Annotated in this window: 27 protein-coding genes and 2 pseudogenes; 8 read left to right on the forward strand and 21 right to left on the reverse strand. The window is 38.2% G+C overall.

What is annotated here, in order from left to right; genetic code table 11:
- Positions 1-3: 3 nt before the first annotated feature.
- Positions 4-321: an ogr/Delta-like zinc finger family protein gene (locus ACIPUA_RS22520; protein ID WP_147281954.1), complete on the forward strand. Its 318-nt coding sequence runs from the start codon at positions 4-6 to the stop codon at positions 319-321.
- Here ACIPUA_RS22520 and ACIPUA_RS22525 read toward each other — a convergent pair.
- A complete protein-coding gene (locus ACIPUA_RS22525; RefSeq protein WP_072502799.1) occupies positions 301-507 on the reverse strand; it encodes a hypothetical protein in 207 nt (68 codons plus the stop codon). The two genes, ACIPUA_RS22520 and ACIPUA_RS22525, sit on opposite strands and share 21 nt — an antisense overlap.
- Positions 508-634: 127 nt before the next feature.
- Here ACIPUA_RS22525 and ACIPUA_RS22530 point away from each other — a divergent pair, with 127 nt between their 5' ends.
- On the forward strand, positions 635-1,984 hold the full coding sequence (locus tag ACIPUA_RS22530) for a hypothetical protein (protein WP_449060176.1): 1,350 nt from the start codon (positions 635-637) through the stop codon (positions 1,982-1,984).
- A gap of 4 nt (positions 1,985-1,988) precedes the next feature.
- On the opposite strand, the gene ACIPUA_RS22535 is transcribed toward ACIPUA_RS22530, so the two are convergent.
- The 5 genes from ACIPUA_RS22535 to ACIPUA_RS22555 form a co-directional block, all read right to left on the reverse strand.
- The gene (locus ACIPUA_RS22535) at positions 1,989-4,100 is read right to left on the reverse strand and encodes a replication endonuclease (RefSeq protein WP_449060177.1); all 2,112 of its coding nucleotides are present in this window, start codon (positions 4,098-4,100) and stop codon (positions 1,989-1,991) included.
- Positions 4,093-4,344 (reverse strand): DUF2732 family protein, encoded by a 252-nt coding sequence (locus ACIPUA_RS22540; protein WP_449060178.1) that lies wholly within the window; start codon positions 4,342-4,344, stop codon positions 4,093-4,095. Before ACIPUA_RS22540 ends, ACIPUA_RS22535 begins: the two co-directional genes overlap by 8 nt.
- A 71-nt stretch (positions 4,345-4,415) precedes the next feature.
- Positions 4,416-4,766: a DUF5347 family protein gene (locus tag ACIPUA_RS22545; RefSeq protein ID WP_072502804.1), complete on the reverse strand. Its 351-nt coding sequence runs from the start codon at positions 4,764-4,766 to the stop codon at positions 4,416-4,418.
- A gap of 9 nt (positions 4,767-4,775) precedes the next feature.
- Positions 4,776-4,910, reverse strand: a complete 135-nt coding sequence (locus tag ACIPUA_RS22550; protein WP_267751015.1) for a hypothetical protein — start codon at positions 4,908-4,910, stop codon at positions 4,776-4,778.
- Between the two features lie 7 nt (positions 4,911-4,917).
- The gene (locus tag ACIPUA_RS22555; protein ID WP_449060179.1) at positions 4,918-5,427 is read right to left on the reverse strand and encodes a phage regulatory CII family protein; all 510 of its coding nucleotides are present in this window, start codon (positions 5,425-5,427) and stop codon (positions 4,918-4,920) included.
- A 376-nt stretch (positions 5,428-5,803) separates the two neighbouring features.
- On the opposite strand from ACIPUA_RS22555, the gene ACIPUA_RS22560 reads away from it, so the two are divergent.
- From ACIPUA_RS22560 to ACIPUA_RS22570, 3 genes are read left to right on the forward strand one after another with little or no spacing between them, the layout of a single operon-like run.
- Entirely contained in the window at positions 5,804-6,388 is a 585-nt protein-coding gene (locus ACIPUA_RS22560) for a phage repressor protein CI (protein ID WP_449060180.1), read from the forward strand.
- Positions 6,389-6,396: 8 nt separating this feature from the next.
- Complete coding sequence (locus tag ACIPUA_RS22565) at positions 6,397-7,410, forward strand: site-specific integrase (RefSeq protein ID WP_449060181.1); 1,014 nt, start codon at positions 6,397-6,399, stop codon at positions 7,408-7,410.
- A 5-nt stretch (positions 7,411-7,415) separates the two neighbouring features.
- Positions 7,416-8,423 carry a hypothetical protein gene (locus ACIPUA_RS22570; protein WP_449060182.1) on the forward strand — a complete coding sequence of 336 codons (1,008 nt, stop codon included), beginning with the start codon at positions 7,416-7,418 and terminating at the stop codon, positions 8,421-8,423.
- Positions 8,424-8,980: 557 nt separating this feature from the next.
- Here the strand turns inward: ACIPUA_RS22570 and ACIPUA_RS22575 are convergent.
- Positions 8,981-9,192: pseudogene (locus ACIPUA_RS22575) on the reverse strand (IS1 family transposase); the annotation flags it as partial.
- Between the two features lie 274 nt (positions 9,193-9,466).
- Here ACIPUA_RS22575 and ACIPUA_RS22580 point away from each other — a divergent pair.
- Positions 9,467-10,465: an FUSC family protein gene (locus ACIPUA_RS22580; RefSeq protein ID WP_042844947.1), complete on the forward strand. Its 999-nt coding sequence runs from the start codon at positions 9,467-9,469 to the stop codon at positions 10,463-10,465.
- A gap of 345 nt (positions 10,466-10,810) precedes the next feature.
- Here the strand turns inward: ACIPUA_RS22580 and ACIPUA_RS22585 are convergent, their stop codons facing one another.
- The 3 genes from ACIPUA_RS22585 to ACIPUA_RS22595 form a co-directional block, all read right to left on the reverse strand.
- Positions 10,811-10,969: a hypothetical protein gene (locus tag ACIPUA_RS22585; RefSeq protein ID WP_155405735.1), complete on the reverse strand. Its 159-nt coding sequence runs from the start codon at positions 10,967-10,969 to the stop codon at positions 10,811-10,813.
- Positions 10,970-11,192: 223 nt separating this feature from the next.
- Positions 11,193-12,287, reverse strand: coding sequence for a Zn-dependent alcohol dehydrogenase (locus ACIPUA_RS22590; RefSeq protein ID WP_197679462.1), 1,095 nt, complete (start codon positions 12,285-12,287; stop codon positions 11,193-11,195).
- A 92-nt stretch (positions 12,288-12,379) separates the two neighbouring features.
- The gene (locus ACIPUA_RS22595; RefSeq protein WP_042844948.1) at positions 12,380-12,880 is read right to left on the reverse strand and encodes a DUF4334 domain-containing protein; all 501 of its coding nucleotides are present in this window, start codon (positions 12,878-12,880) and stop codon (positions 12,380-12,382) included.
- Between the two features lie 300 nt (positions 12,881-13,180).
- On the opposite strand from ACIPUA_RS22595, the gene ACIPUA_RS22600 reads away from it, so the two are divergent.
- Both ACIPUA_RS22600 and ACIPUA_RS22605 read left to right on the forward strand, forming a co-directional pair.
- Positions 13,181-14,056 (forward strand): LysR family transcriptional regulator, encoded by an 876-nt coding sequence (locus tag ACIPUA_RS22600; protein ID WP_449060183.1) that lies wholly within the window; start codon positions 13,181-13,183, stop codon positions 14,054-14,056.
- Positions 14,057-14,483: 427 nt separating this feature from the next.
- Positions 14,484-14,678 carry a hypothetical protein gene (locus tag ACIPUA_RS22605; RefSeq protein WP_042844950.1) on the forward strand — a complete coding sequence of 65 codons (195 nt, stop codon included), beginning with the start codon at positions 14,484-14,486 and terminating at the stop codon, positions 14,676-14,678.
- A gap of 615 nt (positions 14,679-15,293) precedes the next feature.
- Here the strand turns inward: ACIPUA_RS22605 and ACIPUA_RS22610 are convergent.
- The 11 genes and pseudogenes from ACIPUA_RS22610 to ACIPUA_RS22660 all read right to left on the reverse strand — a co-directional run bounded on the left by ACIPUA_RS22610 (position 15,294) and on the right by ACIPUA_RS22660 (position 21,619).
- On the reverse strand, positions 15,294-15,656 hold the full coding sequence (locus tag ACIPUA_RS22610) for a hypothetical protein (protein ID WP_042844954.1): 363 nt from the start codon (positions 15,654-15,656) through the stop codon (positions 15,294-15,296).
- A 41-nt stretch (positions 15,657-15,697) separates the two neighbouring features.
- Positions 15,698-16,729 (reverse strand): annotated as a pseudogene (locus ACIPUA_RS22615) (DUF3383 family protein); the annotation flags it as partial.
- Positions 16,730-16,739: 10 nt separating this feature from the next.
- Positions 16,740-17,171 carry a lysis system i-spanin subunit Rz gene (locus ACIPUA_RS22620; RefSeq protein ID WP_423810700.1) on the reverse strand — a complete coding sequence of 144 codons (432 nt, stop codon included), beginning with the start codon at positions 17,169-17,171 and terminating at the stop codon, positions 16,740-16,742.
- Positions 17,172-17,203: 32 nt separating this feature from the next.
- Entirely contained in the window at positions 17,204-17,365 is a 162-nt protein-coding gene (locus tag ACIPUA_RS22625) for a hypothetical protein (RefSeq protein ID WP_449060184.1), read from the reverse strand.
- Entirely contained in the window at positions 17,347-17,817 is a 471-nt protein-coding gene (locus tag ACIPUA_RS22630; protein ID WP_449060185.1) for a lysozyme, read from the reverse strand. The genes ACIPUA_RS22625 and ACIPUA_RS22630 overlap by 19 nt, the downstream gene beginning before the upstream one ends.
- Complete coding sequence (locus ACIPUA_RS22635) at positions 17,817-18,086, reverse strand: HP1 family phage holin (RefSeq protein ID WP_449060186.1); 270 nt, start codon at positions 18,084-18,086, stop codon at positions 17,817-17,819. The genes ACIPUA_RS22630 and ACIPUA_RS22635 overlap by 1 nt, the downstream gene beginning before the upstream one ends.
- A gap of 107 nt (positions 18,087-18,193) precedes the next feature.
- Entirely contained in the window at positions 18,194-18,700 is a 507-nt protein-coding gene (locus tag ACIPUA_RS22640) for a hypothetical protein (protein ID WP_042844957.1), read from the reverse strand.
- 321 nt (positions 18,701-19,021) lie between these two features.
- A complete protein-coding gene (locus tag ACIPUA_RS22645) occupies positions 19,022-19,528 on the reverse strand; it encodes a hypothetical protein (RefSeq protein ID WP_042844959.1) in 507 nt (168 codons plus the stop codon).
- A gap of 250 nt (positions 19,529-19,778) precedes the next feature.
- Positions 19,779-20,582 carry an antitermination protein gene (locus ACIPUA_RS22650; protein ID WP_048607795.1) on the reverse strand — a complete coding sequence of 268 codons (804 nt, stop codon included), beginning with the start codon at positions 20,580-20,582 and terminating at the stop codon, positions 19,779-19,781.
- Positions 20,583-20,593: 11 nt separating this feature from the next.
- Complete coding sequence (locus tag ACIPUA_RS22655; RefSeq protein ID WP_042844962.1) at positions 20,594-21,055, reverse strand: DUF1367 family protein; 462 nt, start codon at positions 21,053-21,055, stop codon at positions 20,594-20,596.
- 393 nt (positions 21,056-21,448) lie between these two features.
- Entirely contained in the window at positions 21,449-21,619 is a 171-nt protein-coding gene (locus ACIPUA_RS22660) for a hypothetical protein (protein WP_164975505.1), read from the reverse strand.
- Between the last annotated feature and the right edge of the window lie 34 nt (positions 21,620-21,653).

The following is a 21,653-nucleotide window of genomic DNA, read 5'->3' on the forward strand; positions in this document are numbered from 1 at the left end:
AAAATGCGCAAAAATAAGGTAAAATTACGGGGTCATTATCAAGCGGAGATTTGGAACATGCGAGTATTAAAAATATTCTGCCCTGAGTGTGGGGAAAAGGCGATTATTCGTAAATCAAATAGAAAGCATCGTGAAGTTTCAGATCTCTATTGTGCATGCAGTGACGTCGAATGCGGGCACACTTATGTGTTAAGCCTGACGTTTGACCATACGATTAGCCCAAGCGCGAAAAGTAATAAAATGATTGGCTCGATGATACAGAATTTAAACCCTGAACAGCGCCAAATGGCGCTAGACTTGTTAAAGTCCAGCCCCGTTTAAAGCTATTTTTCGTTGGTCACTTTCGAGTGACTTTTTTATTTTATGTTTCTCAATTCTGCGTGTGTCCTCTGCGATTTCCATAATCAGCGCTAATACCACTTGGCGCTCTTTATCATTACATAAATCCAAACTCCCAAACCTGGCGATGATTTCTATCCGTTCCAACGCCACTGACGCCTCTAGCATCTACATGATCCTCTTACATAAAATCACTTTACTGGTTATTTATACAGTAAATTTACCTAGTATGAAAGAGGTAGTTTAAAATATTTTAATAGATTAGAATTCTGTGCAAATTTTGATAGGGGGTGGTATGAGTATTGAGCAGAAAGAACAAATTCAACTAAATTGGTTGTTTATAGCTTTTATAATTATTTTTTTCCCAATTATTATCTTATTGGCTATTTTCGTTATTTTGATCAAATTGATTGCTTCATTATTTAGTTTTTTTACAAAAAAATCTACAAAATCAATAGAGGAATCAGTACCATTTTACAAAAAAATCTGGAAATCACTAAAGTTAACTTCCGACAGCTTAGATAAACAAAATTTATTTTGGATAGCGATTATAACCCCTATCATATACTTCGTTATAATTGGAGTTATTGCATGGTTTGGAACTGATTTTAATATTAATTATCAAGGTTTTAATAAATTTCTTGAAATAAGTAAATTACCTCTAGGAATTTTGGCTTTATCACCTATTTTTGGTGTTATTGTATCAAATGTACATAGAACTATACAAACCGAAGAGCAAATAAAAAAAACCAAACAGCAAATAGAGATAGCTAAAGAACAATTTAATCTCGTTAGGATTAAAAATAATCAAGACTTATTTTATTCACACTACAAATATGTAACTGAAAAAATAGCTGACATTTCAGAATCAATTGAACCAAGAAATAAAGATTGGCATTTATTTTTTATAAATTACCATGGTGATTCATTTTATATAAAAAACAAAGGTGAAAACAGAGGTAACATTAAAATAAATAATAAAAATAAATTTTACTCTGAAATATTTTTAAAGAAAAGAAACACTAGTAATTTTGAAGTTGAAGTTTCAATTGAATTTATAAAAGATTTAAACGAAAAAGTTAAGATTTTAACTAATTCTTTAGATGATTTTCATGTTAGATTTAAATATTTAAAATATGAAGATTCTAAACCATTGATTTTTATTTACGCCAATAGTGAATGCTTTAATATAGAAGATTATCTTCAAGATCTACTTTACGAAATAGAAAACATATGGGAATTCCTTGATTTGAATTCAAGTTTTGATATAGAAAGAGAAAGGCAACAATTAAAAGAAAAAGAGTATAAATTAATTATGGATTTAATTACTTTTGGTGTGAAATTTAATGATATAACTAAAATAAGATATAGTGAATATATAAAATATTCAAATTTATTTCTAAATTTTTATTTTGATTTGTATGACTTAATTATATCATTAGAAAAAATCATAAAAGATGTTTATTATTTAATTATTAATGATAGCTTATATGATGAGTATAAAAACCCTGAAATAAACTCAATATTAAAAACAGATGAATCAAAATGGAAAAACACTAGTTTCGGACAGTTTTATAACAAACTATTATGTATAGATGATATTAAAGTATTGAACGATTGGGAACATAAATATAAAAATAAATAATAAGTTATTTATTGTTTATTATTCTATCGCACTTCCCCAGGTGCGATTTCCTTTTCTGCTCCTTAGTCACAACGCTCTGTATATGGCCATTGCCGTGAAATCTCACGCTCTGGCCATTTTCTGTATAAACCGCTCCTTTCCATAACGAAAGCAACATCGGTTTATCCTTATCAGGGTCAAAAATTATCCCAATAGACTTGGCCGCATCTACAATATTATGGATGGCCACATTTCTATCTTTAACCGTACCGAGAACCTCCGTACAGTTATTGACAGAACTCCAAGGGGCGCTAATCGCGCCATCAAAACCAGCCTCCGCTGTCGCTTCGGCTAACTTCGGCACAATCTGCCAGTTCTTAATGCGTGTGATAATTGGGGAGTCGTTACCCACTAAGGTACAGTAAACCCCCTTAATGTAATCGACGGGCTCACCGTAGGCGTTGGTCTTTTCCTCACGCTCATACCAAAGGCGAGCAATAAGATCAGCACGACGGACAAAGGCACCGCCTTGTAACTTTGTGTACTCGCTCCAGTTGCTTGTATCTGCCGCTTTGTGAACTTCGGCAAACTCAACATCTAAACCTGTTGATGCTTCGACATCATCACCCATACGACGTAATTCACGCCATACAGACACAGGCGCACCGCCTATTTGTTGAAACTGTCTAATTTTGTGATGTGATGCCCAAGCCGAAACCGAACGCGCCATTTCTTTGGCTTTCTGTCCTGTTTCTTCGTCAATTTCATCATCCATCGCATAGCCATCAATATTCTTACTGATGTACTTAGCGATATAACCTGTCGCACTGCCTTTCTCTTTATCGATTGGTTCTACATGAAACCGGGCTTTTAGCGCTTTATAAGATTGCAGTTCTTCTGAATCTTCCAACCGTGCGTAATAACAAAAGATATCGCGCAGCTCGTCGACTTGTTCAGGGCGAACAAATAACAACATGTGCCAATGAGGTGTGCCATCGTGGTGAGGTTCAACAACGCGAAAGCCAAACACACGAATGCCAGCTCTTGCATAGGCCGCTCTTATTTTTTGCCAAACGCTGCAAAGGTACTTTTGTGTTGCCCGTGGATCGTTCCCCATCCAATTAGTGACAAAGCCACCTGCTTGGTAGGCTGAATGGTATTTTGATGGTGCAGTGATGGTGTAGAACTCGCCTACACATCCCATTTCATCAGCTAAATCCTCAAAGCCACGCATTCGCGCCATCAATTCGCAACGACGAACGGCTGGATTTGCCACGCTACCCAATACCATTTTTGATAAATCAGAACGGTTGCCGTCCTCATCTTCTAACTCAAAATCTTTTAGGTATTGCCAGTTAGCGCGCTTTTGTTCTACCCACCGATGTAATGTGGTTTTAGAGACGTACGGGGACGCTGATTTTTGTACCTGGCCAATCGCAATGGCGAGGTGTTCACGTTTTACATCGCACAAACGTTTTAAACGACGGTACCACCACGAAGCATCAAACATGCGTAGCAGTGCTGCACATAGCTGGTCGTCGGTTGGTTTCTTGCGGCCATGCATGAATTGTTGCCAATAAGGGGGTTGTGTGCCTGATTGCAGCGTTAATTTAGCGATAAATGAATAGGTTTTATCTAAACGCTCACGGGCTTCATATTCATTTTGTGGGTCGTTATTCGCGTATTGTTCTGTTGCTGACTGGTAGTTTTCACTCATAAAGCTAGCAATATCACTGGCTAGTGATTTGATAACCGTTCTATCTAACTGTGCGATATTTTCCAGTTGCTCAATGAAAGGAAATGGTACGTTACCCGATGCATAGTGTTTAAATTCATACTGTTTCATCACTCGTTCAAAGCGTGGCAATACATTCTTAGCGGTTTTGCGTAAAAATTCATTGGCACGACGACGACCTGATTTTTTAAAGATTTTGGCGTATTTGGTAGCAAAATAGATGGCAAGGAAATCGGGGACGTGCGCAATAATTTCATGACGCCACTCGGCATCATCTTTATTGGCATCCCACATAATGCGTTCAGCCAGAGTCGCTGATTTCGGCAACTCTGGCTTGTTTTCTTCTTGTTGGCGACGTATTGAAATATATACGTCGCTATTGTGTTCCTGCGCTTCAAACATAATTCAGTTCTTGCGCCTGATGTTCGATGTGATTGGCTTCACTTTCTAACAGTTGCGCGATTTGCGCATAATCCAGCTTGTCTTTCATGACTTGATTGGAAAGACGACGTAAGCGAGAAGCGAAAATAATCGAACGTGTATTCTTTTCATCTTCACGGTTCTGCTTTATGACAGAAAGCATCGTCGTATCTTCGCCATTACCTAAATCATATACAGGTGTAAACATCGGTTCTGGTATATTCATTTATCTGTTTTCCTAAATTTAGCGTGTAAAAAACCCTGACAAATCAATGTCATTAATTTTTCGTTGGTTATTTAATTAAGGGGTAAAGCTAAGTTTTTTGGTAAAAATGCGCTAATGGCTTTTATGTGATTAATGGCTTTGACGATATTAAAAATCTCTTTAGTGGTGAGATCTTCAAATTGGCAATCATGGCGGCTCTTATCAATATTCGCCATATAGAAAATAACGCCTAGAAACTTTTTATTTTCTTCGTGATGCTCATTAAAACGGTCGCGCATTTCTTTTATAAAATATTTCAGCTCATCATTTTTTAAACCAAAGTGTTTTGATTTAATTTCGGATGTTTTATTAAGCCCATTAATACGCTGGTCTAATTGCAGATATTGGGCGCGTTGTTCTAGCTCTATTGGGTTCTGATACATAATTTCCACCTATATTCTTGCGAGTAAATAGATAGTGGCAAAAACAATTACAGGGATGATCACTTTTAAATCATTGTTAGATTTTGCTTTAAATGAATCGCCCGTAACTTTGTATTTATATTGTTGCTTGTGTGCTTGAGTCATATTGTCCTCACACCATTGATTGGCCAAAACCTACTACCGTATCAATCGCGGATACCAATGCAGGGTTTGAATGAAAACGTGCTGAGATAGTCACGCCAACTAAGGCTAAACAACGGATCGCGTTATTAACGCTTTGCTTAATTTCAGCTGACCTTGCGCTGTTAACATGCACTCCATTAACCATATGGCTGGCTAACTTACCGACCTCTGCGGTTGCCCCTAGTAGATAACCTTGCACATTGTTATCGCCAATATCCGTCATAGGGACGGATGGCTGGCAATTCAGTTGTTCCAATACACCATCTAATAGTGATGGGTCTTTGGTAGCATCAGTTAACTTAATTAAGTCGCTGCAAGTCACTTGGTGTGGCTGCTCTGGATTTAGTTTATTGCGTAGCATTTGAGGATTCATGCCGACGCTTTCCGCTATCTTCACTAAATCCCCTTTGTGCGTTAACGAAAATGCTAGGCATGCATCATTAAAGCTAGTCTGTTTTGTTAACTTGTATTCAAACATCGCTTTTACCTGTTAATTATTTCACTATTCGTTTAGCAATATTCACTAAACGCGAACAATACTAGCCATTATTCCAAGCAAACCAGTCAACAAAAACACGTTCGTTTGGTTTTGTCTTAGGCTTAATTTTTAGCTTTCCAGTATGAATGTAGTATCTCGCGGTACGAATTTTGATGTCTGTACGTTCACAGAACGACTTTAAAGGAACCCAACGATTCTCAGAATGTGAAACTGTTGCGGTATTTTGTTTCATGAGGCAAAATCTCCTATTGGTTATCACTAGCTATCATCTAGTGACATTCTATATAACATTGACTAACACTAACTATGAGTGAACTATAAATTCACTCAAAGCTAAAATCAAGAGGTATTTACCTTGAGTCTAGAAATAAACTTCACTAAAGGCGGCAGTGACGTCCTTGATCGTACTATTGAGGCTTATGGTTTTTCATCTAAATTAGCTTTAGCTGAACATTTGGGTATTGCTAGTAGTAGCTTATCGATGCGTTATAAAAGAGATATATTCCCCGCTGATATCGTCGTTCGTTGTTCACTAGAGACAGGAGCTAGCCTTGAGTGGCTGACATTTGGAACAGGAACCCCATTTGACAATCAAAAAGTTGATATCATCAAATTATCAAACTATCGCTTAGTGAATGGTCAGCTTGTTCCTGCCAGTAGCGTGATGTTCGATAAGGTCATGTTCAAAAATACCGCCCCACTCCCTGATGAACCAATTAGTGTTCAAGATGGCGATACCTATTCAATCGTCGATAAAAAATTTGCAGATGTTTTTGATGGCAAATGGCTTGTCGATATTGAGGGTAAAATTAGCGTTCGTGAGTTAACAAGAATTCCAATTAAAAAAGTCCGTGTTTCAGGCGTTGGAATTCCATTTGATTGTGATTTAGAAGACTTAACCGTGTTAGGTCGTGTAGTGACGATTATTGAAAACCAATAGATATAGAGATGACTGTAAGAAAAATTGAGTCTGGCGAATGGCTGTGTGATTTAAGACCGAATGGCGTCAATGGTAAACGTATTCGCAAAAAGTTCGTGACCAAAGGCGAAGCCTTATCCTATGAAAAATATATCCTGGGACAAATGGAAGATAAACCGTGGCTAGGTGAAAAACAGGATAACAGGCGATTATCGGATTTAATCACGCAGTGGCATGATTTATATGGCAGAACGTTAACCGATGCTGACAGAATGATGTCAAAACTCAAGGCCATTTGTGCAGGGCTTGGTGATCCTATTGCATCCCAATTAACCGCTTCTGATTTTAGCCTTTATCGTGAAGGACGCTTAAAGGGTGAAATTCCTGATATTAACGGTCGATTAATGGAAATTAAGCCCGTTACCGTTAATCATGAGCAACGTAATTTATCTGCGGTTTTTGGTACGCTGAAAAAGTTAGGTCATTGGTCATTGGCCAACCCATTAGCTGGGCTACCGACTTTCAAAGTCGATGAAAGTATGGTGACGTTTTTATATCAAGATGAAATTAAATTATTACTTGAGGCACTTTCAGAATCTAATAGCGAAAGCGTTTTGATGATCTCTAAAATTTGCCTGGCAACAGGGGCACGTTGGAGTGAAGCCGAAAATTTAGAAAGTAGCCAAGTTACGCCCTACCGTATTACCTACAGAAATACCAAAAGTAAAAAGGTGCGTACCGTTCCGATTTCAAAGGAATTATATAATGAAATTCCTAAGAAGCGCGGGAAGCTATTCACCCCTTGTCGCAAAACATTTGAGCGCACTATCAATAAAGCAGGGATTGAATTACCTGAAGGACAATGCACCCACGTTTTACGTCATACTTTCGCCAGCCATTTTATGATGAACGGCGGCAATATTTTAGTTTTAAGAGATATTCTCGGACACTCTGATATCAAAATGACGATGATTTACGCACACTTTGCACCAAGTCATTTGGAAGATGCAGTGACTAAAAACCCTTTGAATTTTATGGAATGAAATTTATGAACAGCTATTACCTTATAGGTATTTATTTATTAATTATTGCTGGTATTTTTGGGATAGCCCGTTATTTTAAAACATTCAAGATTGATGCTAAACCACTGACTCAGCAAACACTATTTTGGTTAGCAATTGTTATCCCTATAGTTTCATTTATATATTTCGGCCTATTCGCTTGGTGGGGAAAAACACCTGTATTTTCAGCTCACGGATTTGAAAGGTTCATTAAAATCAGTACGTTGCCATTAGGCTTATTGTCTTTGGCAATTCCGTTTACTGCCGTGATTAATAATATACATAGAACAGTTCAGACCAATGAACAAATAGAGCAAACAAAAAATAAAAATAACTTAGATTTATTATTTTCGCATAAAAAAAGTTTTGTTGAGTATATTAACAGTAGAGTCCTAGAACCGTTTAATGTATCTATTTACATGATAGATTATACCCCCGAGAATAACGTTCAAGATTTTGAACAAAAATTTAAAGTAACCAACCCCTATTTGTTGTATAAATCAGTGTATTCTATTAATGATGCTAATTTAATGTCCACCCCTACCCCAAATGTATCAATTAAATACCTAAATGAGGTTAGTTCCTTATGGTCAGACTTAAGTTTTTTAATTGAAAAAATATCTCATCCAAATTTTGAGGAAAACAAAAATTCGGATATTGTGGAAACATATAAAAATTTAGAATCGAAAATTTTTGAGATCATAAAAATAATTCATTTGTCATTCACCTCATCACTAAATTATAAAAACATTGACGTAGGTGATTCGGTCAAAATTAAAACTAGCATTCTATGTAATAGTTATCTTAAACAATTACTTGCATCATTATATAACTTCACCTTTGATATTTTCATATATGCAGATAATGACTACATGCCAAATAAAGCTTGGATCATTGCCGACTATATTAGCAATCCTACTTACACCCTGCCTTTATTGGATAATAACACAAGAATTTATAATAAATATAATAACTATATTGGTGAGTTAATATGATCCATATATTGTCCATTTTAACTATGAAATAATGACATATACTAGTAACCAGTGAAATATATATAGTTGAAAAATAATGTAATTTATTGTTCTATCGTATAGCTATAAAGAATGTAGAAATTTCGGACGCGGGTTCAACTCCCGCCAGCCGGTAGGCATAGAAGATTTCAAAAAATCTCAATGACCTCTCAATGATGGCGGGAATCTATTTCGCACACTATCAGCGATACGGGATCTTTATACGGGAATACTTCTACTATTTAAATACATAATCATCATATCCGTATATTCATAAAAAGATGCTTGTCAATTAATATACTCACCTCCACATAAAATATTACCTCATCCTAACGGGCGAGGCGGATTATTTAGAAACCCGACAGAAAATTCAAACAACAATTTGAAAAATTTAAAATTGTTGTTAACACGGGTACGATTTTAAAATTACAAAAAAGTTGTAATGATTTAGAGCATCTACACCCTAAAAACGGTCATGCATTCAATATGTAGACCATCATAATAGATCGTGTTCGCGTTCAATAAATATGCTGGGGGGTTCTGGCAGTATCACAAATACCTGCATTATTCACCGTGAGGTCAATAATTTTACCCTTTTTCCCAGATTAGCAAGCCCGATATTCATAATCTACTTGGAATCTTTGGCACAGGCTTGGCAGCGATAGCATTGATGCTCAACAATTCGCTATCCATGTTTTTTAACTAGATGCGTTGATTGGCAAAATGCGCATTTTACATCGACTTTGAGCATAAATATCTCTATCTTACAGACTGTTCACCGAATTGAATACGAGCTCCAAAAACACATCTCTCATAAAATACCAGTAATTCAATTATTCTCATTGAAACTGAAGAGTGAAAACTATAGTGTATGAAAAAAGTATTTACGCTATTTATTGGAAATAATAGAAAATATAGTACTATACCTTTTAACAGGCTCTTTTCATGTGTTTTTTGATTTAGTCATAATTTGAACATCGAGCAAACTGAGCCCTTGCTTTTTCATTTAGTAACTAGGTAAATCTATGATTAATTTTTTAGAGAGCTTTTATTTCACATTATGCCTCGTAGTAAGTTTTATTATTACTTATTACATTGCTGGCATTGATGCAACACTATGGAGTTCACTCTCAACCCTGCATGGCTACACGATATTTAATAAAGCTAGCCAATATAAAAATATCACCTATTCACTACTGTGTTCTTTTTTTGTCTTTATAGGATCTGCCTTAGGCTATTTTTTGGGTTTCGGCAGCCTATTTTTGGTAATTCTCTTCATAGCACCTTTTATTTACTACCAGTTTTACAATATAGACTCCTCATTGGATATGTCATTTAAATACTTCATGATTTTTTATATCATAGGGGCGACACTCAACAAATCGAGCTTTGATGGCCTAGTAATAGGCTTGCTGATAGGAACAATCATAACTCTTGTATTTTGCTACACCATCAGTAACCGTAAAAAAATTACGATGTTCCAAATAAAAAAGTATATATCACTAAAAAAAGACAAATTATCATATAGCCTTATTTTTCAATCACTAATCTATTCTTTTGGGTTGCTTTTATGTGTTTTGACCTCTAGAGCAATTAATATTGACCATTTCTTCTGGGCACCACTGACATATATATTTGTGTTAAATCCTAAATTAACTAACATCATTAAGTTAACTAGAGATCGAGTTATTGGCACATTACTTGTTGTTTTTATTTTATATTTTACGTTTAATTTTACTGCCTTTATGCCGTATGTTGGCTTTGCTTTGATATATCTATTTGCTTTTCTAATCCCGATAAGTAACAGCAAAAAAAACAACGTTTTTGGCACATTTTGCCTTACAGGACTTGTTTTATCCTTAATAGAAATGTCAATTTACTTTAACCATATCGATTACCATCTTTTACTTGAAAGAATAATGGAAACATTGATTGGTGGTATATTTGCGATTATATGTAGCTATTTCCTTAAACTAGCAACACAAAAACAATCCGTTAGCCATATACGAAAAATACATAAATGAATATCTAAAAATGACTAAATTAAAATTACTCAATTTAAATTTAGAATTAAATTGCTATTATTAATAACTATGCCAAATTAAAACCCATTATTATAGACGCAAAGGTAATTGTTCAAGAATACTATAAAATAACAAATAAGTGCCTCGGTATAACAAGGTAATTTTAGAATTTAAAACAAAAATTCTTAGATTAGAGGAAGGTGACGCTCGTTAAGCTAGATAGCAGGCAAGACGGTATAAATAGACATAAAAATAACCTATCGGTGCGTTGGGATTTACTTTAACGTTTTCGATAGTTGTTGAACCATCAGTCTTGGTAACCGTGGTGTACAGCACATATCAGATCTACAGACGTCGCCTTTTCTCCGGGCCAACACAACCAGTTGGCTTTGTCACTATCATCGTTGTCACTATCACATTATCATCGGATGATTGAGCTTGTGCTGATAGTGTACCTGTGCCCAAAGCCAATGAAATCCCTATCGCGAAGTGGTGATTATTCATGAAGGGCACCTTAATATTTCATGCAGTAAGATAATACCTTACTGCATGATTTTATGTGATTTTAAGTTTTTCAGAGTGTTTTAAAGGTCTTATAAACACAGGCTAGAAGCCGTGATTTACATTGCCCTTACAAGCCCCCTAAAATAACAATCTCATTGCCAATAAAGGTACAGGATGTATCCGTTTGACTGAAATCTATGATGCGGCTTCCTTATGAGTTGGGTCAGAAGCGGGTGATTACACTTCGTGCAATGCCGCCATTTTTAAGCTCCTGATAAGCTTCGTTAATTTCATCGATATCGATCTGTTTGGAAATGAGGTCATCCAAATTAAAACGTCCTTGTAAATAAAGATTGGCATACATAGGAATATCATGCTTAATATTCGAAGACCCCATGTAAACCCCTTTAATAGTTGCCTGATTAAGCAACACGTCCTCCAAGGCATCAACACTAATGGGGTTATCTGGCTTCGGCATACCAATCACATAGGTAGTACCTCCCTTTCTTAACATCTTGACAGACTGCTCAATGGTAGATTTTGCACCTACCACCTCGAAAGCATGTAAAACTCCGCCATTCGTCATGGTACGAACCGTTTCAACATGATCACCATCTCCCGCCAATACGAAATCAGTCGCACCAAACCGACGAGCGAGTTCCTCTTTAGCCGGTTGAGTATCAATGGCAATAATACGTGTAGCTCCAGCAAGCCGTGCGCCAGAGATGACGTTAAGACCCACGCCACCAACACCAATCACAGCGACCGTATCTCCTGGTCTGATCGCAGCGGTGTTAATCGCAGCTCCGGCTCCTGTTACGCAACCGCAGCCTAGAACTGAAGCTTGAGGAAAAGGTAACTCTTTGGGAACCTTGGCCAGCTGATTCTCATGTACCAAAGTGAATTCTGCAAAAGCAGCAGTACCAAACATCGGTAAGACTGGCTCACCATTAAGGGTTAGACGCTGTCCCTCCCCTGCACCTCGCATAGTTTCCTCAGGATGTTCGCATTGGTAAGTTCGTCCGTCCAAGCAGGCTTCGCAATGGCCGCAATATTGAACCAGAGAACCAACCACATGGTCACCAATAGCGAACTCTCTGACCTCAGGGCCTATCTCTTTGACAATTCCAGCTAGTTCATGCCCTAGTACGGCTGGCAGCGGAAAGCCGTAGTTATTCTCTGCAATATGTAAGTCCGTATGGCAAAGGCCAGATGCTTTGACCTCCACCAGAACCTCGCGCCCTTTCGGGTGGTCAATCTCAATATTCTCAATCGAAAAGAGCCCGTTAGGCGTATTGAGTACAGCGGCTTTCATCATGGATTCTCCTATCCAAATTTCAAATCACTCAACACTGCTTTTGAGCTTGTTCGCGGCGAGCAATAGCCGCGTTTGCCCACATAAACAGTTTTTCACTCTTCCACGTATTCGACTGGGAAACTATCTACCTTTTCAAGATAGAAAAAGTAGTACTTGCCGTTATCAACAATATCAGGGGAGCCCTCCAACGATTTACCATCCATGACGCCGAGCAGTGTGTTTTCATCAACTTTACGTAAATGATCGAAGATAGGTACACCATCGTAGATCATGGTAGTCGAGACTTTTCCACGGAATTCTACATCCCAAAGCGAGGCTTCACCCTTCATTGCCTGACTTGAAAATAGGCGATTTTGGTCGTCATAACAGATAAGTGGCACTGCGTCCATCTTGCTACGATACCACTTTCCGTACCATTTCCTTTCTATCAGAGCACGATTGCACCAGTGCCCTGTATTGAAATCACCGCCTTTCCAGCGCCCCAGAACTTCATCTGTAGAAACGGGTGAAAGCGAATCAAAGAATTCAAACAGAATTTCGTCATTGAGGCGTTCCGTATTCTTAAGTTGGTCGAACCTCTGTTTCGTGTCCATGCATTCCTCCAAATTTGTTTATTTCACACTAATGCTAACAATTGTGGCCGTACGCCAAACCAATTTACCAGTAGTGGATTAGTACAGATTTCGATGGAAGTATCCCTCTATCAAGAAGCCATGTCTAAGACGAATTTTCTCGTAATTAAGTCAAATTTCGTATAAATAACAATATACATGCTAACAGTATAGCGGTTAAGATTTCGTTATAATTCCAATAGGATTTAGTTAAAATGCGACGGTCATTAAACATTACGCTACAACATGCAGATCTCTGCGATATAAATGAGGAATTGCTCAATGAAGCTTGATCCGCGCCTTGTGGTGCAGTTTGCGATAATCGCTGAGGAAGGTTCATTCACTCGAGCAGCTGAGCGTTTACATGTAGCTCAACCGTGGCTGTCTGCCCGATTGAAAAAGTTTGAGGAGCAGTTAGGGTTTCCCCTATTTACTCGGAACACACGTAATATTGCCTTAACCAAACAGGGCTACGAGCTACTTCAAGCAGCACGCGGCGTACACGCATCAATGATGCTGACCGAAGCTCTTGCGTCCCAATTGCAACACCGAGATGAGCGTCACCTTAGGCTTGGTTCTCCTCCTTACGGCAACCATATTGTTCGCAGACAAGAACTGGTCGACCAATTTGCGTTAATTTATCCCGATATCAGTGTTGAACTCGATATTGGCTGGAGCTCAGGGCTGATTGATCGGGTTCTGAAGGGGGGTTTAGACCTTGCTTTTGTGTTGGGTGAAGTACACCATTCTGAAATTGAGACAATGTTACTCTGTGAGCTCAAGCTTGAACTACTGATGTCTGCCAATCATCCCCTCGCGAAGGTCAATAATCTGAAGCCTGCGGATCTTAAGGGCCAGACTATCGCAGTGTTTACACGGGCACTCCATACTGAACTGTTTGATTCTATTTTCACTGGATTAAAAGCCGCAGGTGCCACGCTCGTTCAGTTTATCGAGTTCAATCAAGCACTCTTAGATCGTACTCACTCAGCGGAACCTACTATGGTGGCCAGCTTTGGACTGAGATATGACTACCTAAATGCTGCTAATATTATCGGAAAGACTCTCGATGATAGTAACTCGATTCCTTTTTCCCTAATACGAAAGATTGGTCATGCGTCTGAGGAAAGTCAGCTTTTTTGGGATCTTTCACTTTAAGTCTGCAAAATCTAAAGGACAATCACAGTTTAATTTAGAAGAGCCTCAAAGTTTTACATAGTATTTATTTCTATTCTGGATCAGTTGAGTACTGTGTGATTAATGAAGGGCAGCCGAATAGTAGTACTAAACTAGCTTGGCTGCTGGATTTCAACATTTCAGTTCCCATCTCTATGCAATTGGCTGATCAGCCTGAGAGGCAGGTCAAACAAGAACATGTTAATGTTATACGTTAATAACGAACAGGCTTACTGGCATCTTATAAGTAAGATAGGAAATGTTGACATTCAAAATAATTTAAACCAACTTGCTTAAATATTAAATTTTGCGAGTTATATTATTACCATCAATTTTCTGCATTTTTTCTTATCGCATATAAACCCCAAATACCTTAGACTTAATCATATTAAATTTAAGGGGACTCAAAGTGGCATTCACTATTACTTATCTTTTGTTTTTTGCTTTTTTATTACTCGTTCTTGCTTATTGGAGTTTTTCAGCGCTACTCCCTAAATCGCCGCCAACCAGCCTTAGCTGCCTTTTTGCTAGGACAATCATTGGTGCTGTTTTGGTCATAGCTGCTTTATATGTGATTATTGTTGTTACCTCAATCTCTATCTAACCGATTATAATAAGGTTACTTTACCGAGAGTGTCGTTATTTCCAATAGCGCAGAATAGGAAAAAACAGGGTCTATAGGCATAAAGATAATAAATGTTAACCAACCTATGTTTACCATATCATAAGCAAAATTAATATACATAATATCTCCTTGTATTTGGCAACGGTATTTCACTGTATTAAAGTAATTAAAACAATAAGACAAACACTGAATTAATCATTTATATCTCGATTAATAGTCAATAATACGTAAAATTAAGGAGTGGGAAGTAGAAAATAATATTAACGACTGGATGCACTATGATGAAAAAAATTAATATTATATAAAGATGAAATATTCAGGCTATTTTAAAATATCGCACAATATTCTCTAATAGAAGAAAGTATACTAAATTTTATACGTTTTTAATCATTGATTCCTTACATGTGATAGAGCATCCCATATTAATATTTGTTCAGAATACAATTACGACAGTTTTAAGTTCATAGTTGATACAAATGTATTTGTATCTAAAATTAACAGTGAATGATTAGAATTATTTAGTCAACTAATTGATTTATATAAACAGCAATCAAAAAGTGGCACTGACTGCGCCACTTTAGCTTCAATAATTACTTATGAGATACGATACCAACCCATTAACATAATATAGGCGTTGGTTACTGCCAAAGCCGTTCCTGAACCAAGGTTTTCTGTATTTCCTGAATAGGTATGAGTGTGGGCTCCATTATTAGATGTAGCTCCAGACCATGTCTTTGAAGCATCAAAGGAGTAGTAACACCCACCATTCGATGTTTCTGTGTGTGAGGTAACATTTCTCGTCGTCATCCTTGTAAAAGCTCCTGCCGCATGTCCTGATGTAGTTGTATTTTTCCATGCCTCACCATTATTCGCAAATTCCCCAGTGATATTCATCGTTCCACGATTATGAGTATGACCACCATTTGAACTCGTTGTGCCAGAGAATTTCAAGGGCACCGCTGGAAGATTTCCTTTACCAATGGTTACAGAATCCGAACCACCACTACTTCACCGTAGTAGTTCACACGAAGCTTATCGTAGCGATCCGCATCTTTATCGGTAGTGACTTGGGCAGGAAACGCAATACTAAACTGGCGGAACATGTAATTTGTCGTCGCATTAGTGCGGTCGTAATCCGTTGCCGCCATAACTGCCATGGGTAGGGCTTGGATAAAGAAACTATCATCCGTTTTGAGGTTTAACCCAACAGAAGCCGTTCCCATCAAGGCTGCACTAAAATCTTCAACCTTATTTTTACTAACATTAAGGTGTAACTGGTACTTGACGTTTTCACCCGAAACATACTGAGCTAAAGCAACCGCTTGTTCTAATGGCATTTCGTCAAGGAATGTCGCGCTACCAAACGAATCTGAAACTTGCTCGGCAACAATGAAAGCCTCTAAAGGCGTTTGCGCGGGATTCCCCTCCGATGCCGTACCGGAAGAAAGCCCCATGGCTTCAGCCAGCGCAGAATACTCGACACTTATCGATGCACTTTCCTGAACACCGCCACTGAGTTCAAACGCGCTTTCCAGTGCATTAAACGTCAGATAGCTACTGGAAAACTGCGGTTCACTCTCAGCATTAAGCTTGCTTTGAATTGTAGACGCGATATCCGAATACGATTTTGCTTCTGATAAATCAATATCTTTATAGCTTTTAGTTACAGCCCCTATCGTGACCGATAGCGTGCCATCGGTAATGATTTTTAAATCCACTAATGCGGCCGCTTTTGCACCAAAGAGCGTAGGCGCACGCCCTACTGGCTCATAGGCGGCAATTTGTAATTCTTTGGGTTTACTGACTGGTGCAGGGCTGACATAGCTAAAATATTGCCGCGCAAAGTGAGCCTCTGGCGCATCAATACCTAATAGCTCATCGACTTGGCCACTGGTAAATTCCAATACTTTACCCGTAGGAATTTTCGGGTTGGTGGAAAATAAACGTGCAGTCAGTTTGCGCATCGGAACAGCAGACGCACCAATGACCGCCGATGCAATATCAACGTATCGTGTTTGTTTAATTGGCATAGTAAAAACCTTATATGCGGTGGAGATTAGGATACAACGCACTAATGGCCGCTGTATCAGGGAAGAGAGAACGTTTAAACGTCACATTAGCGGAGTCAGTAGGTCTGGCGGTTGTTCCATCATCCACGCGGGAGGTGGAATTGGTTTCGACTTTCGGACAACTGGCTCTGATGTACACCCGCTCAGGATTGCGCTCAGCAGCAATACGCAACTTATCAATTTCAGCATTTGCATTTGTTAGCTCTTGGATATGTTTAGTATCGAGTTTATGAAGCGCTTGAACGCGCTCTTGGTAATCTTCATTGATTTTAACTTGCTCAGCTAGTTCAATGAGTAGCTTGGCATTCTTGGTGTTAAGTTCGCCTATCTTCTCGTACTGCTTCCACATTCCCCATATGGCCACCCATGCAGCGACAAATAACAATGCTCTGACTTTATTCATGGCGGTTACCATAGAGAAGATTAAAAGTTAACTTATCGGCCCTTATAATGGTTGATAGCTTTTTGGCAACGCTTTTCTAAGCTGGCTTTATCAATGCCACAAGTGTTGCCTGTTAGACGATAAACACCGAATGCAATCATTGCTATCGCAAATAGCACAATGCAAATTGCAGCGGCTACAGGCTTCCATGACATATCACGGCCTCCGCATCTCTGCGATTCACTAACCCACGCCATACCTTACCCCCCGCGTAAACCCATCTTTTTAGTTCTTCACAAGCACCGTATTGATCACCTGCGTTAAGCTTTTTCAACATGGTCGACTTAGCAAATGCGCCGGTACCCACATTAAAAGCAAATGAATAAAGCGCGGCTTTGGTGTGTTCGCTTACAGGAACTTTAACTAGGCGATCGACCTGCAGTTTGGTTCTCATAAAATCCAGCTCTAACAGCTCGTTACATTCTTCTTTGGTATAAGTTTTATTGGGAACAATATCTTTCCCTGTGTGCCCATAGCAGACCGTCAGCACGCCAATAACATCCTCGTAGGGCTCATATCTAATCCCCTCATAATGCGCAATCACGGCTAAACCGATAGCCGAAGCCCCTGCACCAACAAGCACAGTGAGTTTTTGTTTGAGTGACATTAGATATCCTTAGGCGCTTTCGCCATAAGTTCGGCAGCTTTTCGTGCAGTGGCTGAGGGGTTTAGAGGATCGGTTTTATTGACGAGTTCTTCAAATAAACGTGTTCGCTTTCGCTGCTCTCGTCGATTCATAAAAAAGGTAATAAGACCAAGAATAATGCTAAACGCCATCCCGATAATAAAGCCCCACTCATAAAGTGATAGACTTGCAAAGAATGCTGTAAGCCCAGCACTGCCGTAGGCTGCGTTGCTGTATTTATCCATACGCATGATTTCACCCCCTACGGAGTGCCTGAGGTTGAGTTAATAAAAAAGGCCACCTAAGTGACCTTGAAGAATTTAATAGAAAAGCAGCACACAATATACTAATTAAAATATTAGTTATACTCTGTCTCAATAATACCCGTTAAATTAAAGTCATAACTACCACCATTACCTTGTGTTTCTGCTAGCCTTATTAAACTAACTTCAACTGGGATTTCTGATGCTCCTGCTTTAGACTTAAACTCTAGTTTTTCATTGGGATTTAATATTTGACCATTTATTTTAGTTTTAACCCCAATATGGCTCGCTGTCGTTTGATATGCTGCACTAGAAAGTTTATGGGCAGCATCAGAAAAATAAACTTTAACATTAACATCCTGCATACATTGATAACTTACTCTGACAAACTCGGCTTGCGTTTCGTATCCAATATTTACATATGTTGGAATGGTATCAAAACCCAAATTAAAGCTCGACTCGCTTGTCAAATTACACGGAGGAACAACCTCTTCAAAAGAACCGTGAATGTGAAATTGTAACGGTGGATTTGCAGCAAAGCTTGAAAATGAGCAAGAAAAGATAGTGATAGCCATTATTTTTTTAAATTTGAAAATACTCACAATAAAAACATCCTTTTTTTAAATAAACAAGAAAGGAAATTATTACATTTAATAAATTAAAAGGCATGAATCTTAATATCAATTAAAAACTAACTATTAGAATAAAAAATTTAACCCACTCAATTTTAGCTTAATTTAAGAATTGCTATTTTATCCATAAAAAATTAACTAGAAATTAGCTTTTTACTATAGACAAAAAAAGCCGCACTAGGCGACCTCTTGAATATAAGCTATCCACAAGACTAGATCACTGAACTTGTAAGGGTTACCTTACATATTAGTCGGTTAAACATAGAAAATGGCATCACTGTCCCCTTTAAATTATGAAGTTTCATTTAAATGTTTTTTAATTTCTAGTGAACACTGCTTAGTGTTATTAACTTCAACTATCTTATGCATAACAGCTGGGTTTGAATCAAAAAAAACATTTAATTGGTTATCAAATCGCTTTGCAAAGCGAAGTAATTCAATGGTATTTAGAATCGTTTCCTTATGTCTTGTTTTTGTTATTTTTGCAAGTAGGTAACGCTTTATTATTCTTAACACACATATCCGATATGGGATCTTCAATCTAATAATCAAAGAGCAGTCTTCAAAGAATGGGAGCATCCGACGATCATACGCGCCTTCAACTATCCAATCTCTTTCCGATTTTATGGCAGAAACAAGTGAATTAATTATCTCAGGAGTATTTTTAATATATTCTCCACTCCTTTTATTCCAATATATATCATCATACGCATAAGTAGGGACATTCAGTTCAATGGCTAATTTTTTAGCTAACGTTGTTTTCCCTGCGCCAGAAATGCCTATAATGCAGACTTTCACTTAAAACCTCACTTATCGTGCTAAACCACAGAAGATCACAAAATAAAACCCTGCCGAAGTGAGGTTCTACTCTTAAGAAAACGAAACACTTGTTGAGGTTTTTAGATATAAAAAAACCCCGCAATCGCGAGGTTTTGAATTGGTAAAATGAGACATCGATTTACTTAATTAGGTATAGAATGTCCATTGTGGAAAAATAATAAACCAGCTTCGGACAAAATGCAAGCTTTTTACTGTTTATTTGATCAGTTTATTTTATCGCTTTGCTAAACGCCTGCTCTGCAATACTTTCCTCAATGAAACATTTGCTGGCCAATGTTTCATAAAACGGTTTCCAATTTCGGCGCCATGTTCTTTCGTTAAGCTCTGGTACCAAGTGCTTTATTGCATTATATGCGACAGATGAGGGAACGCGCTTAAAACCGAGGCCTGCACACCGTGGGCAATCTTTGAATACTGGGACGCCCTGTCGTTCTGTTTGTGCTTCATCCAGTACTTTCCCCCGCCCCTTGCATCGACAGCGCTGTGTTAACTGGCCTTTTCCCTTACATGACTGGCAAATCACTTTTTCAGTTTCCACTATCTCACGCTCAGTATTTGTATATCGTTTGGGCTTGTCCTTGGTAAAGGAGGAAAAGACAGCGTCTCTTGTTGAATATTTTGTTGTAGTGACTTGTTTATCAATCATCCCTTTGCCGCTACAGGTTGAACATGGGAAAACGGAACCTGCCGAACGAGCGTAGTCCTCAAATGCGATTTTGGCCAATATGATTAAACAATGACCTAGTTTTTTACCTGCAGCTTTTGCTACCAGCTTTGGGGTCTGTTTTTTCGCATATTGCGTCAAGGCTTCTATGGTAGAAATTTTATCCTCTTCGCTGACATCATTTTTAGCGAGAAAAGCCGTCATGCCAAACTTAGCCTGAGGATCAATCATCCCCATAGCAGCTATGATGTCCGTTCCAGTTAAACGGTCGGGTGATGTACTGCTCGCAGTATCGCTAAATATCGGTGATTTGGGGTGAAAGTTTTTCAGTGCATTTTCGAGTTTCATTGGTCTTGCCTCTAAATAAAATCTAATAACTGAGCTGCCACATTTTCAGCAACCTGTTGGGTGGGAATTTTACGAAATAAAATACAGTTCCAAAGTACATCGAGGGTGGCTTTGTAGAGTTCACCAAAAGCTAGGTCGTTCATTTTGGTAAAACTGATTAATTGGGTGATACGGCGTAGGCTGCCATCAGACATTTCAAAGGTTTCATAATGGCCCAATTGTTCTACTAACCAATAACGGAGAGCATTAAAGAATTTATCAATTGGAGTATTGTCGCCAATTGGCTGCCAATATTTATCCCCTAAATTGAGTATTGCGGAGTAGTTGCGATGGCGTCGTGAATCGCGGTCTTTCTTGAAATCAGCCGAAAGCACACCACCACACTTGATTTTGACGTGCATGAATTCCCTTGCTGGGCGGGAAGCCGAAACAAGAGAGCCGTTAGATATTTTGATAAAGCTATACTGTGCCATACTTTTTCTCTCAGTAGACACAGCGAGTATTTAGATTGGGTGTTCAAGCCAATAAATGGATTATACACAAAACACTGTTTAAATAAACAGTGTTTTGTATGTTTAACCTACCTATTCCACAGTCGTCTATGATAACAACTTAGATATCCTATTGTTTCGTTTAGAGCCGAATAGCATCACAGTATGTCATCCATTCGAATCAAATTCGCATTCTTACAAGGCTCTCTACTGGCTCTACGTAATGCACAATTTCTTTGAAGCATTTTTACCCCCCTGCTTACCAAGAAATAACTCAGCCTCAGTAATGCCTGATTCTTTTTGCCGCTTACGTTATTCAGCTTTACGTTCTGTTACTGTTTTTTGTCATTGGCCTGCCACTTCATCTTAGTTTGGTTAATGCACTGAGCAATAACGCTCGATAGATAGCTCATCGACTCGAGCGCCACCAAGATTTGCCCAAAATACGATTGTTGAAAGTACATCTTTTTCGCTTGTTGCGACAAAAAGAGTTATGAAAGATTCTTGGTTCCATAAACCACTTGCTTTATAAACCGATTTTTTCATTTTCACTCCAACTAACGACATCTAATAACCTTAT

This window comes from Providencia sp. AGC89 (assembly GCF_053543535.1).